At 58.3% G+C, this 14710-nt stretch carries 3 protein-coding genes; all 3 read right to left on the bottom strand.

Features of this window, described 5'->3' with window-relative positions; translation table 11 throughout:
• Nucleotides 1-10 precede the first annotated feature (10 nt).
• Nucleotides 11-1177, bottom strand: a complete 1167-nt coding sequence (locus AB1L30_RS07565; protein ID WP_367013039.1) for an FHA domain-containing protein — start codon at nucleotides 1175-1177, stop codon at nucleotides 11-13.
• Nucleotides 1178-1443: 266 nt separating this feature from the next.
• Nucleotides 1444-6918: a protein kinase gene (locus AB1L30_RS07560; protein ID WP_367012818.1), complete on the bottom strand. Its 5475-nt coding sequence runs from the start codon at nucleotides 6916-6918 to the stop codon at nucleotides 1444-1446.
• Between the two features lie 192 nt (nucleotides 6919-7110).
• Nucleotides 7111-14652, bottom strand: a complete 7542-nt coding sequence (locus AB1L30_RS07555; protein ID WP_367012817.1) for a hypothetical protein — start codon at nucleotides 14650-14652, stop codon at nucleotides 7111-7113.
• Nucleotides 14653-14710: the final 58 nt, after the last annotated feature.

The following is a 14710-nucleotide window of genomic DNA, read 5'->3' as shown; positions in this document are numbered from 1 at the left end:
GTCGATCGCGTTAGCCGACCAGTTCTGGCGGGCATGGCAATCCGAGCGTTCGCCAGGTGCGAATCTCGGAGTCGTTCTTGAAGATCACCCAGCGAGCACCTCGTTCAATTTCGAGCAGCACGGCCGAGATGCCGTCGAGTTGCCCGGTGCTGATGAACTGGCCATCGGAATAGAGATGGTTCAGCAACTGGGTCGGGCTCGCCAACTCGTTCGAGAGACGATAGGCGAGGCTCATGAACTCCAGCTTGTTCAGCCGGCTCCCCATGCAGATCATTGCATCTTGTCCCCAGGTCTGCTGCAGTATCGAGTGGAACGACTCGACATCTCTTTTCGGAATTAAGAGCTGCGTACTGGACAGTTGGACGGCCCCCAGGGCCATCGCTTCGTTGTAAAACGAAGGCTGCTGCTGCGGTTGCAGGCGTCCGAAGTTGACCACGGCGTACAAAAATCGGCTTTGGCCGATGAAATCGGCGACGTCGGTCGGTGGTTTGACTTCGCTGCGTGGGCAGAAGTAAGTCATGCCGGAAGGAGCCATCCGGGTCTCGTAGCGAATCTGGAGCCCGCGAGAGAGCTCGGCCGCCGAAATGGGCCGATGCGTCATCGAATCGCTGGCAGAGGCCGCAGCGGGCGGCTCTGGGCTCGAGGCAGACATGTCCGCGTCTTCTTCGCTACCATCTTCGGCAGCACGGCGACCTGGGAAGTCGCTTCCCAGGCCAGCATGGCGGCGGATGTCTTTGAACGAGTGGCTGCTCAGTCGTGGATAACTTGGTACGCCAGTCGGCACGGCCGTTGGCTTGCTGCTGCCACCGAAGAACGGGTTGTTTTCAGGTGAAATCGACTCGGTCCGGTCGTAGTCGACGACGGCGGAAAACGAGCCCCGGGAAGCGGTTTCTGGCATCGGTACGGAAGTTTGCGGCGGAACGTCGCCGCTTTGGCTCCCGGTTTGATCGCTTACCACCACGATTTGAAACTGCGTTTTGCCAGCGACGATCACGTCGCCATCGTGCAGTTGCATCGCCGCGCCGACCTTCGCACCATTGACGAAGGTCCCGTTACGGCTTTGCAGGTCCTTGAGCATGATCCGATCTTCTTCCAGCGAGATCGAGAAATGCAGACCGGAAAGATGGGGATCTTCGGGCACGGTCAGCTCGGACCGGGTGGTGCGCCCTACGCGCACGACTTTACTGGCGTCGAGCCATACTCGACGGCTCCCGAAGTTAACGGAGTAGATTTGAAGCGCGTACCGCAAAAGAAAGGCTCCTGGAAGACGAGAAAGCCATGAAGTGGCGGTTCTTCAATCAACGGTAAAGTAATTATCAAGCCAACGGAATTTCCCATCCCAGGATTTTTCGGTTTTTCGATCCTGAAATGGAAAATTTGCGGCTTCCTCTCGGTAATCTTACCGGAAGCATCACAGCTTGCCGATATCATCCCCCTCGGGCACTACTTCGATTCTGCCTCGGCAGAGGCGATCGCATCCTTCCCGAGAGTGCCCAGCTGAGCCGCCAGTTCGGCGTCGGTTTTGGGCAGTTCTGTCGTGAACCACAAGATCGCACTGCGATCGATCGACGACGTCAGCAGCATCTTGCTATCAGGCGAAAACGCGATCGACGAGATCTCTTTGCGATGTCCCTTCAGCGGCACGAACTGTTGCACGTGCAGCGGAGGCAAAGGGGCGTCCTCCTTCTTGGCATCATCAGCCGAAAGCTCGGGCCGGTCGATAAACCAAACCGTCAACGCTCCGTCGAAGCTACCGGTAATCAGTCGTTCGCCGGTCGCTGAGAAGGCAGCACCGGTCACGTCGGTTGAATGCCCTTCAAGCTTCCGCGGCTCGCTGGTGCTCCACTCTTCGACCGGAACATCGGCCCACAAGCGAACCCTTTTGTCGGTACTGGTCGCAGCGAAACGCATTCCGTCCTGCGACACCGCCAGGCTACGGTAGCGGCCTGGGTGCACGGCAAACGAGTCGCCGATTTGGCTCCATGTCTTGGTATCGACCAGTTCGATCGAACCGACCTGGTGCTCGCCTCCATCTTCGTCGGCTTGCATACGACTACTGGCGATTACCAGCACGGGGTCAGGCTTGCCGCCAACCCAGGTCAACGCATCGATCGAGTAACCAGTATTGGCCAGGTTCTGCACGAATTCTTTCTTCGCCAGATCGATAATCGCAATCCGACCGGCGCTGCCACCGACGGCCAGCATGCTTTCGTTAAGACCAGCCGCTTGCAGAGTTTGGTAGCCAGAGTCGAACTCGTCCAGCATCGCTCCGCTTCGAGCATCCCACAGACGCACCAGGCCATCGACATGCACTGAAACAATTTGCGTGTCGTGTGCCAGGAAGTCGCAGAAAAGGACCGGCCGCGTCGGAGCTAGTCGTTCTAGGCTCTTCTTCGCGGTCATGTCCCAAAGCTCGACATCGCGATTGCTGTACGAAACCACGATTTGGTTGTCGTTGCTGGGAAACGCATCGACCAGCACGACTTCACGCGAGGCCGTTCCCACGTCATCTGTCCCTTTACGGGAGTAAGGCAGCGTTTCGCACTGTGGCTTGGTCACTTCCCAGCGGGCAGCGTCGTGATCGCCAATGCGGTGCTGCTGCACGAAGTAGACAACCTGGTTGTCGGCCGAAATTGAAGGAAACGCCGCCAGTCCGTCACAGGTCGCTTTGTGCAAAGCCTGCTGCGGATTGTTGAGTGCGAACAAGCTCAGGTGCGTTTGCTTTCGCTGATCTGGCTGGTTGGCGTAATAGTCGTTGTACGTAACCACCAGGTGCTTCAAGTCGGGCGAGACTGCGAACTGCAGGAATGGCAAGCCATTCTCTTTGCTCGGCAGATCACGAATCTTCGTGTCCTTGATGAAGTCATACAGCACCAGGTAACCTTCTTCGCGGCCAGAGTCGTAACCCAGCAGCAGTTCGCTGTCGGAGCTGAATGCTAATTGCTGCACAATACCGGAGTCGACTTTCCAGACTGGTTCCCCGAGTTGCTTGTCCGCCTTCGTCGGCATGGCGTAGACTCGCACGCCGTTCGGGATACGGACACCAAAGTACTTGCCTCCTGGCGAGACGACCAGTTCCGAGACCTGGCCGATTTCGAGCTGACTGTCGACAGCGAACAGCTTCTCCCCTTGAGGATTCGCTGCGATCACCTTGGTTCCGGTGGCACCTTGTTGGGAAGCCGATTGATCGAGGTAGATGAACTGGTCGCTTAGTGGAATCGGGGCCATGCGGTACGAGCCACCTTCGGTCGGCGTGCTCCAGACGGCCTGTTTCGTCGCGAGATTCCAGACCGTAATACCGATGTCGGGATCGGCCGTGACAACATGCTTACCATCGGCCAGCGGAGCCGAGATCGCCTTCTTGCCAATATTCTGACTGGTCCAGTCGCTCACGTGCATATCGAGCAACGGTTGATCGGTGCCTGCGGTGGTGTCCCAGACCTGGGTACGCCCGGCCCGATCGCCGGTAACGAACTTGCTTCCATCTTGCGAGAAGCTGGCCCACAGAACGCTGTTCTGCAGATCGAGGTCCAATCGATCTTGGTAAGTGTCGTAGTTCCAGAATCGAGCGGTCTTGTCTTCCGAGACCGAAACCAGTTCTGGCTGTGTCGGATGGAAGGCGGAAGCGAAGACGGCGGCCTGATGGCCCCGCAGCGTCTTGAACTCCTTCAAGCGATTGCTTTGTGGATCGAACTGAAATAGTTTCAGCGAACCATCCGCCAGCGAAGCCGAGAGCAATTTCCGTTCAGCATCGTAAGCGAACTGATTAACCTGAGCGGGGAGCGAAAAGGCGAGCGTGTCTTGCTGCTTCGGTCCGGTCCACAGGTTCAAACTGCCGTCGGCCAAAGCCAACGCCACGCACGATTCCGAAAGGTAAGCACAGTGCAAGACAGGATCGTTGAACTGCAGTTCTTCGACATCTTGCGTGCTGCCATCGACGGTCATGCGCTTGACGCGATACTCACCTTGAAATTCCTGGGCGTGGACATACTGGTTGCCGCTAGGGGAAACATCGAGATCGAAGACGTTCTCGGCGTGGATCAGCGATTTGCCGGTCAGTGTTTTCGAGTCAAGCAGATAGCAGCGTCCGCTCACCGCGACCATCACCTCTGAAGATGCCCCTGGCACGAACTCAATCGCACTGACGGCTGGCATGGTCGAGTATTGGTTAAGCTTCGCCAGTTCGACCGTGGTCAGGTTGCCCTGCAGCGGCAGCACTTGCAAATACTTCGCCGGATGATCGGTCCCGATCCACAACTGGCTTCCATCGGGCGAGAACCGCAGACAGGTGATCCGGCAATCAGGCATCGCCACATGATTGGCCTTCGCATCCTTCTCGGTCGCGTGGCTGGTCGGGTAAAGATACAAGCCGTCCTCTTCCGTTCCGATCGCGGTCCACTTGCCGTCGATCGACATCGCCACGGCCGTCGCTGAAACCTGGAAGTCGACGTGCGGCACGTCAGGATGGCACAGATACGCGAGGTGCTTCCATTCCCAGCCACGATATTCTTCGTCGACACTCTCGAGCAGCGATAAGGCAGCCGCGATGTCGTTGGACTCGACCTTCGATTGAGCCAATCCGACCGAGGCAAACATACCGGCAAATCGAGCCCGATTACGCTCCTGGGCGACATCGACCAAAGCAACTTCCAACCGGTCGCGTTGAACTGCGATGGCATCACGCTGAGTTTCGAGCTCGATATTCTGCTCGCTAATGGTCGCCGTCTTCATTTGCAAATCCTGATTCAGCATCTTCAGCCGATTGTTCGCTGAATCGAGATTATTATTGACGACCACCAGATTGTCTTTTTCTGCTTGGAGGGCCACCGCCAGGTTATCGGCCTTCTCCTTTTCTCGGGTCGCCTTCTCTTTCTCTTGGGTTGCCACCTCTTTCGCCTGGGTTGCTTTCTCGGCTTCGTCTTTCGCCTTTTGTTCGGCAGCGATGGCGACTTGAGCCGCATCGTAGGCCTGTTGTCGCAGGCCATTGATCACCAGCAAACCGATGCTCGCACCCACCAAGGCAAACAGCAACGAGCCCACCGCAACGAAGCGGGCCATCTTGGCGTTGCGCGAGGTCCGTTCGGCGTCGGCCTTGGCTTTGACCAGATCGTTGTAGATCGGCTCTTCGTCCGGATTCTCGGGACTGACAAGTTGCAACCCAAGGTCGAAGTCACCCTTCTTCAGCGCGCAGAGAGCATATTCCTGACGGGCTTCGTGGAAACCTCGATCGGCGACGTCGTTCTCGCTCCACAGCTTCAGGGCATCCTCGAAGCCGAACATCGCCCGCGAGAACAGCTCGTAGTTCTCGGCCTCTTTGGCCGTTTCCAGTTCGTGCTGAGCAGTGTTCGCCAATTCGATACTTTGCGCGGTCGATTGATACTTGCGAACTTCTTCCTGCAGCAAGGCGACCGAATTGAAACGCAGCTTCGGCGAAGTCGCCATCGCCTTCAAGGCAATGTTCTTCAAGCGGCTCGTTGAATCGGAACGGACGATCACATTCTGAGCGGCCGCGACAAGGCACTCGGTGATCGTCGACGCGGCATGCGGTGGGAAGCCCGTAACGATTTCATACAGCATCGCCCCCAGCAAATAGATATCGCTGCACTTGCCGATGCGTTCGAGCGGACCTTTCGCCATTTCTGGGGCCATGTACGCAGGCGTGCCCCCCATGGTGAACTCTTCTTTGCGGTTCAGATCGACCGCCAGGCCCCAGTCCATCACCAGCACTTCGCCATACTCGCCAAGCATGACGTTCTCTGGCTTCAAGTCGCGGTGAATCACATTCTTCGAGTGGGCAAACGCCATCGCGTCGGCCACCTTCAGGAAGATATCGAGGTTCTCGGCTTCCGACTTGTTGCGGATCGCCTTGTGCCACTCAGTACCGGTGACGCACTTCATCGAATAGAAGAGCGTGCCATCTTCGGTCTGCCCCAGTTCGTGGATCGGAACAATGTTCGGGTGATCGAGAATCCCGGTGATCACCGCTTCACTGAGGAACTTGGCCCGATCGTCTTCACGCTGGCCGATGTCCCGTTTCAGCGTTTTAACCGCCACGCGTCGCCGCAGCGATTTCTGCTTGGCGGCATAGACCACGCCCATTCCGCCTTTGCCAAGCTGGTTGATGATGGCGTAGTCGGAACCTTCTTCTTGATCCGACAGAATACGGCGTCGCAGATCAACGCCCAGCTCTTTCGCTTTGCTGACTGTTGCGGTCCGCATCGTCTGCATCGGCGAACCATCGCCTGCAGCCCAGTAGCGTTTCACGTCACTCGGTGAGAGAGGTTCCGAACCGAAGGTAACATTCAGGTCGTCATCCGAGACAGGATGATTGGGGTCGCCAATATCGACAGTCTGCTGGATGTCGTCTCCACTCACGCTGAAGGCGAGCGTGTGGCTCGCATCTCTTCCAGCGTTGGGGTCACCTTCCAGATCAAGCGTCTGCATTCCTTCGCTACCAGCCGGCGGCACGTCCATGGTCGGCTGCGAGTGAATGTCACCAGCTTCCGGTTTGCCGAGATCGAGCGTCTGAAATCCGTCCCCTTCTCCTTCCACGCTGTCGAGCGAAATCGTGCCAGAGGTATCTTCGCTGCTAAACTCGATCGTGTGGCCGATGTCTTCGCCAGGCGGCTGGATGAACTCGTCTCCGACGCGGGAAGCACCAGGCAGGTCGATGGTCTGATTGGGGGAAGGTTGACCATCTTCGTCGAGTTCCAGCGTCTGCGCGTTCAGATCTTCAGGCGAAAGTTCCAGCGCATCGTCAGCGTTGTCTGCATCTTCAGAAGGTGAGAGATCCAATCCGGACGGAACGGTCTCGGAGGTGTGACCTGCCCACTTGGCATCGCAATAGGGGCAGAAGCCGGCGGAATGCTGGAAGTCGGGCAATTCCGCGTGACAATTCGGGCACTTGAAAGTCGACATGAAGCTGTTTCCCCCAATTCGATTCGCTCGCCGAGTGCCCTTGCTTCCCGGAGCAACTTGCGGCCCGTTTCTCGATCCGTTTTGCTTCGCATCTCAACGAATGTGCAGGATCTCACAGAAAGTTCGATCTTAACGCGCCACCTTCCTCACCCCAAGGAATCGGGGGCGGCGACGGCATCGAATTATAGACCTTTAATCTAGCCATTGACGGGCGCGACGACGCAGTCGGGCCAGATTCCCTACCCCCAGATCCTCTGGTGGATCCGGGTTTTCGCTATTACCGGAATCCGACCGGTTTTTCTCATCTTCCTGTCGCTGAGAGGCGACCGCCGCCATTAAGGCAGCTCCGCCAATCATGGCTCCGCCGAGACAGTCTCGCGCGACCATTCGTTTGGCCCGCAACTGCTGCGTAAGTCGATCGATCTCTTGCAGATCGACCGCGGCGACACGCTGCATCAAGATATCGTCTTCGCTTGGCAACTGCTCTTCCGTGGCGGACTCGGATGAGGCGACCGGGTCGGCATCGGGGAACCACTCCTCATACTCGCGTGCCCAGACATCTTCGGCCGAAAGCGAGTTGGCTGTGGAAGCGACCGCCAGTTCGGCTTCGGTTGCCGCGGCGGGCGAATCGTTTTGGCTGAACAGGTCGAACGGGACCGGGCGATCTTCTTTCCAGAAGTAATGGATCTGCGGTTCTTCGACGCCTGGATACAAGATCGAAATTCGATACAGCCCCGGCGGAAACTGATCGCCATTGAGGATCAACGCCTTCACGGCGTCGAGCGTCATGTACTCGCTGCCGAGCTCGATTTCCTCGCCGACTTCCTCGAAGTTGCGGGGGTCGACTTCCACCACGGTGACACCATCGATCTGGGTTGCCGCGCGGGCATCGTCATTGATCTTTGGCAGCGACGAGTAAGGCACCACTTCCGCTTCGATGATCGGCGATGGCTCGACCAGCGGGGCATTCGGCGGGACGAAGTCGACCGGTTGATAGTTACTGAACGGGATCGTGTTAAAGAAGAACTGGAACTTGTCTTGCACGAAGTTCAAGTTCTGCTCATTCGGCGTGCCGACGTTCTCGTACAGATTGATCTGCGGACTGTTGTAGGCCCGAACGGTCACCGTTACCGAAGCCGAACTGGTCGCGAACTCCCAGGCGTAAGCATGCTCGATGGCTGTATTGGAATCGATCGCCGTGTCGAATGAACGAATATCGAGAGCCGTGCCATCTCCCCAGTCGACAACGATTCGGAAGTCAAGCTCGCCGGAGGCCCCAAGCTGCGAGATGACAAAGAACGCTTCCGCATCGAGGCCAACCGCCGTCGACAACAAGTACGTGGTGGTCGTCCCTGGGATGCGGACGTAAATCGGACCTTCGTTCGGCGAACCGTCGATGATCTCGAACAGTTGGTCGGCTGGATTAGGCAGCAGGATATCGTTGTACTGCTGAATCTGCGCGACGATCGCGAACAAGTCCTGCAGCATCGGATCGACCAGGTTGGTCTGGCTCGAATGCAGCTCGAAGCCAGCCGTGATCTGCAGGCTGCCTTCCGCCAACGCCGTGATGATGCCGGAGTTCGCCAGGTCAACAATCACCGGATCGGAACCAGCGGCACCGAACGTCAACGCACCACCATCAATCGTCCGCAGGAAGACGTGACCGGCATCGCTACCGGCGGTTACCAGTCCATTTACTGAAACCGGATCATCGAACGCTCCATCGACGCGGCGGATCACCAGATCGCCACGGTTCACCAGCACCAGCGAGTAATCTTCGCCCACGCCATCGGCAAACTTGTCGGCCAAGCCGCCCGCCGCGTAGGTATCGCTGTTCTCGTCTGGCAGCAGCGGATCGATCGCATCGGTCGTCAGCGAACCATTGAAGCCATCGGAAACGTTGATCCCTGCGGCAGCGAAGTCAAGCGACGAACCTGGCGTGACATTCAGCGGGGTTCCCTCGGCGGAAGCAGCCAGCCAATCGACGTCCAACGACGTCAGCAGAACCGCGCCCCCTTCCGAGATGAAGAGACCTTCGTGGGCGATGATGTTCGAGGCCCCAGGGTTGCCAATGCGGAAGTCGTTGACCTGCACGATGCTGCCGTCGGTCCGCACATGGATCGATCCGCCAGCGGTCGTTCGGGTTCCATCGATGATCGCCAAGCCATTGGTGTCGGCTTGTTCGTCAATCGTGATCTTCTGGGCTTCGGCATAGAGGATCCGAAGGTCGACGTCCCCTTGCAGCGACACCTCGGCCGCGGTCTTCAACGAGGTGAGGTCAGCCACCGATAACGAAGAACCTGCTTGGTTCTCGATCGTATTGTTCGCCGTCAGCACCAGCGATTTCGCGACACTGTCGCCGACCAGCAAGATACCATTCGCGTCATCTTCCGAGATCGTGACGTGCATGCCATCGGCCTGGAACTGAAGCGATCCGAAGCTAACGATCGTCGGAGCATCGAGCCCCCGCAAGAACGAATCGCTCGTAGTTGGCAAAACACCGACTCGCAAGTCGCCGTTGTCGACATCGAAGTTGGCCTGACCGACCACCGTCAGATTGTTCACCGTCGCGAACGTTATCGAACCCGCATCGAAGGTCGCGTCGTTCGCAACGGAGATCTCGCCGTCCTGATCGAGGTCGCCGGCAATTTCTACTCGCAGATCATTCGTAATGTCGATCTCAGAAAGAGTCAGACTCTTCGCGTTGACCAGTTCCAACGTCAGGTCGCCGATCGTACCGGCCTTCGCGACCAGATCAAAGTCACCGCCCGGTGTATCGATCACATCGACGTTTTCGTTGCGGATCTCGAAGTTGAAGAGCAGGTTGTCGCTGCCACCCAGGTCGAGAATCACATTGGCTGACATATCGTTGCCAACGTTCAGCAGTTCGATGGTGGCCTTCGTGGTCAAGGCCAGTGTTGTTTGCGTCGAGATATCGAGGGCCGTTCCGCCGGCCTGAGTGATGTCGCCGTTGGCGGTCACCGAGAAATCGGCGGCACGAATATCGAGGAGCTCGATCGCATCGATCCCATCGACAATGTCGACCACGCCAGCGCGATCGACCAGCCCACTGTTGATCGAGACCAAACCGAAGTTGTTCGTCGTCTTGTCGAGCAGCACCGTAACGCCGTCGGCCACTTCGATCGTCGCGATGCCGGTGACTTCCAATTGACCGCCGCTTTGACTTATCGTGTCGTTCGCACGCAGCGTCAAGGTTGGCGTCGTGATCGCTTCGAGGGTGATCGTGCCGTCCGCGTTCAGCTCCACAAAGCTGTCGACCGATTGCGTTGCATCGATCGAGCTGCCGGCCATTTGCGAAAGAGCACCGCCGCTGTCCGTCACAGATGCGGTTAGTTTGTCGACGATGAAATCGGTCAGCACCAGGCCGGCGTCGCTGTCGACAATCGTCACTTCGCCCGCAGCCGTTCCGCCGAATCCTTCGACACCGATCGTTCCCAGCGCGTTCGTCGCGGAAGACAGATCGACGTTCGCCCCGGTCGCGACCAGCACGGTCGTCGTGCCTAGAACTTTCAGTTCATCGGATGCCTGGGAAATATCGTTGCCGGCGGTGAGTGAAAGCGTGACCGTTTCCAAACCACGCAGGGTGATGGTCTGTCCGGCGGTCAGATCGACCTGACTTCCAGCCGACGCGGTCGCATCGATCGACGTGAGATCAGCTTGCGACAGAGCCCCAGGCGTCTCGACCGTTAATTTGTCGACGACAAAATCGAGCAACTCCAGGTCGCCGCTACTGTCGGTGACTTTAACTTCGCCAGCAGCCGTCCCACCAGCACCGGTCACTCCGATGGAACCGAACTCGTTCGAGCCAACCGAAAGATCGACGTTCTGCCCGGTGGCGATTTCTACAGTCGTCGCACCGGTGATAATCAATTGATCGGAGGCCTGGGTGATGTCGCCACCTGCCGTTAACGCCAGAGCAGCCGACGTGATGCCTCGCAGCGAAATCGTTCCGCTTGCGGTCAGATCAACCAAGCTATCCACCGTCGCCGTGGCATCGACCGACGTCGCGGCCATCTGGGTCAGGTTGCCAGCCGTGGAAGCGGTCAGCTTATCGACGAGGAAATCTTTCAGTTCCAGATCGCCACTGCTATCAACGATCGTGACGGTCCCTGCAGCCGTCCCGCCGGCACCAGTCACACCGATCGAACCGAATTCATTTGTTCCAGCGGAAAGATCGACATTCGCGCCGGTGGCGACTTCAACGGTTGTCATCCCGGCGACGATCAGTTCGCCGGAGGCCTGACTGATCGTACCGCCTGCGGTCAGCGAGAGCATTTCGGTCGTGATCCCACGCAGCGAAATCGTGCCCCCGGCCGTCAGATCGACAAAGCTGCCCAGGGAAGCCGTCGCGTCGATCGAGCTCATGTCGGCCTGATCAAGATTGCCGGTCGTGCTAACCGTCAGTTTGTCGACAATGAAGTCTTTAAGTTGCAAATCGCCGGTGCTATCGACGATGTCGACTTGTCCAGCGGCCGTGCTACCGGTCCCTTCAACACCGATCGAACCGAACTCGTTCGCCGCGGCTGACAGATCAACATTCGCGCCCGTCGCGACCACCACGGTAGTCATGCCACTGACAACCAGTTCGCCCGAGGCCTGGGTCACGCTGCCGCCGCCATCGAGTGACAACATCGGCGTGGTGATGCCTCGCAGCGAGATCGTTCCGCCTGCGGTCAGATCGACAAAGCTATCGACCGTCGCCGTGGCATCGATCGAGGTCGCCGCCATCTGCGAAAGACTGCCAACCGTCGAAACGGTCAACTTGTCGACCACCATTTGATTCAGTTGCAGGTCGCCATCGCTATCGACGATATCGACCTGACCAGCCGCCGTTCCGCCACTCCCTGCGACACTAATTTCCGCCAGTTTGTTATTCGTCGCGGAAAGATCAACTTGGGCACCGGCCCCCACGACAACCGAGGTGATTCCGGAGATATCGATCGAAGTCATGGCGGCCTGGGTCACCCCGCCGGTCGCCGTCAACTTCAAGGTATTGGTAGTAACATTGCCCAGTTCAATCGCCGCATCGGTCGTCAGCGAGATCGTGTCGTTGACCTGCAAGCTTGTGCCTGAAGCCTGTCCGATGTTGCCGGTCGCTTCCGCGATTAGGATCCCTGCTTCGACATCGCCGAGAACGATCGCGTTGTCATCCTTCAGCATCACCGTCCCAGCGATATCCGCCACGCCGTTGCCGAGGATCGAAACGGCACCGGTGAAGTCGTTGCCATCGTTGAACAGCGTGACCGGCAAATTTCCACCGATCGTGATGACTGTCGTCCCGTTCACATCGAGCGTCGTCGCAGCGATCTGGCTGATGCCGCCTCCTCCACTACCGGAGTTGATCACGAGATCAAGCGTTTGCAGATTGCCTAGCGAGATCGTGCCGGAAGTGGTATTCAGTTGGACCAGCGTAGTGGCGGTGACGGGTGCCGTGGCCGAGGCGTCGATATTGCCGGCATTCGTCGTTGCGATCAACGTTCCGGTCGTGATCTCGCCCAGCGTAATGCCGCTGGTCGTTGCCTCGAGCGTGACGGAAGTATCGGCTTGAATCGCCGTGCCTGCCTGCTGCGAGATGCTGGTTCCGGCCAGGGCACTGAAGATGTCGGCTTCGATCGCGCCCAGCAGCAAAGCGTTCGCATCACGAATCGAAACGGTGCCTGGCGTTCCGGCACTTTCGACCGAGACCGCCCCGCCAAAGTCGTTTCCAGCTTCGTTCAGCAGCAGATTGAAGGTGTCGGCGACGGCGACCTGAGTGGTCCCCGTGACCAAGAGCGACGTCCCAGGGGCCTGAGCAATGTCGCCGGTCTGGGCTTCGACCTCTAGATCGCTGGCGGAAACATTGCCCAGCGTGATCGCGCCGCCGTTGAACAGCGTTACGGTGGTCCCCGTCAGGTTCACTTGATTCTGGAAGTTATTGCTGAACTGATCGAGCGTGATCGAACCGGTCGTCGTCAGGGTTGCTGCCCCGGAGACCGTAATCCCATCACTCGTCTGATCGATCGCCGCGGCGCCGGTCACATCCAACTGCATCGCATTGATCGCACCCAGCGTCAGATCGCCGCTCGCGACATTGATCTCGACGATACCAGCCGGGTCGACGCCGGCATGGGCCGAGACCGCATCGCCGAACACGTTCGGGCCATCGAGCACGATGTCTTGATTCGTTCCCGCTTGAAACACGCTAGAGTTCGAGACATCGATCCCATCGGTCGTCTGCTCGATCTTGGCGGCAGAGGTCACGTTCAACTGACTGGCGTAAATCTTGCCGAGGGTCAGATCGCCCACACCACCCAAGATTTGAACGGTGCCGGCTCGATCGCTGCCGGTGAGCCCTTGGACCGAGATCGCGCCGGTGAATTCGTTGTTGCCATCGAGCAGCGTTACGTTGCCGGTATCGGCGACGCGAATGCTGGTCGTGCCGTCAATATCAAGCTTGCCCGACTGCGTCAGATCGCCACCAATGCTGACGTTCAAATTGCCCGCCAGTTTGATCTCCGGCAGATCCAACGACGGAGCGTTCTCAAAGAGCAGCGAAACGTTCGTCATTCCACCCGAAGCAAGGCGGGCTTCAAATTCGCCGGGGACCGTCGAGCCAGGAATGGCAGCCGTGGCGTTATCGTCACGCAGGTAAAAGCTGTCTAGCAACGCCGATCCATCGACGATCATACCGCCGGTGAACTGATTCGTACCGTAGCGCAGATCGATATCACCAGCCCCGGTCAACGTCAGCTTGGTCGCCCCGCTGACCGAGATCGCTTCGCCCGTGTTGACCTGGGAAATCGAACCGTTGGCCGTGACTTCCAACTGCGAAGCGGTCACTTCGCCCAAGACGATCGATCCGGTATGCGAGACGAGCGTGACATTCTGCCCCTCGGCTTCAACCTTGCCGGTCCAGTTGTTGCCTGCCTGGTCGAGCGTGATATCGGTGCCGGCGGTCAGCTTAGTATCGCCAGCAACAGCGATGCCACCGACCAATTGTTGAATCGATCCACCTGCGGAAAGCTCTAACGAGTCGACGGTAAGACCGCCGACATCGATGTCGTTGGCATCTTGATAGGCGACGTCCGAACCGGTGCCGATGATGGTGCTGAAGTCGTGGGGGGCGTCGTTCAAGTCGACGTCCAAATCGCCGGTGATTTCGTCCAGCACCAGGTTGTTACCTTCGAGCACGGTACTGCCGCCGAGCCCGATGGTGCTGTTGTCCATGTTGCCGGCGTTCGACAGCAACAGGTCGCCGCCGATCGTCACCGGGTCCATGCTCTTGCCCAGATCGACCTGATCGATCCCGCTCACCGAAACATCCCCGGTCGAGAACGAGTTGCTCAGATCGCCCAGACTGTCTGCGAAGATCAATTGCGAGAGGCTGGCCGCATCGAGGCCTGCGTCAAACGAAACCGATTGGAAGGAGGTTAAAGCGAACGTCGTGGTGTCGCCAGCCGATGGCGCGGTGACCACGCCGTTGATGTTGAGCGAGTTAATCCCTGAGATGGTGAGGTTGCCAGACCCGTCGCGGCCGATCGTCACCATGTCGCCGTCATCGATTGTGACGTTCAGATTGCCCGCCATATCGAGCGTAGCCGCAGCCAGCACCACGCGAGGTTCCAATTCGCGGAAGCGGAGCTTCGTATCGAATTGGTCCTGGAAGGCTTGCTGAGGTCGTTTGTCCTGGGCAGCTTCTCCGAAGATTCGCTTCCAGAAACTCTTCTTTTTCATTCGTCGCAGCTCGACAGGCGGAAAGGAGAGGAGTGAAATCCGCGGGAGGGAAAAGAAC

Origin of the sequence: Bremerella sp. JC817, from assembly GCF_040718835.1 — a bacterium.
Lineage (GTDB): Bacteria > Planctomycetota > Planctomycetia > Pirellulales > Pirellulaceae > Bremerella.
This window is presented reverse-complemented; position numbering and strand designations above follow the sequence as displayed.

What these genes read in the sequence shown, in the direction of transcription:
- AB1L30_RS07560 (WP_367012818.1), bottom strand. Translation starts at nt 6,918, where the DNA reads ATGTCGACTTTCAAGTGCCCGAATTGTCACGCGGAATTGCCCGACTTC.
- AB1L30_RS07555 (WP_367012817.1), bottom strand. Translation starts at nt 14,652, where the DNA reads ATGAAAAAGAAGAGTTTCTGGAAGCGAATCTTCGGAGAAGCTGCCCAG.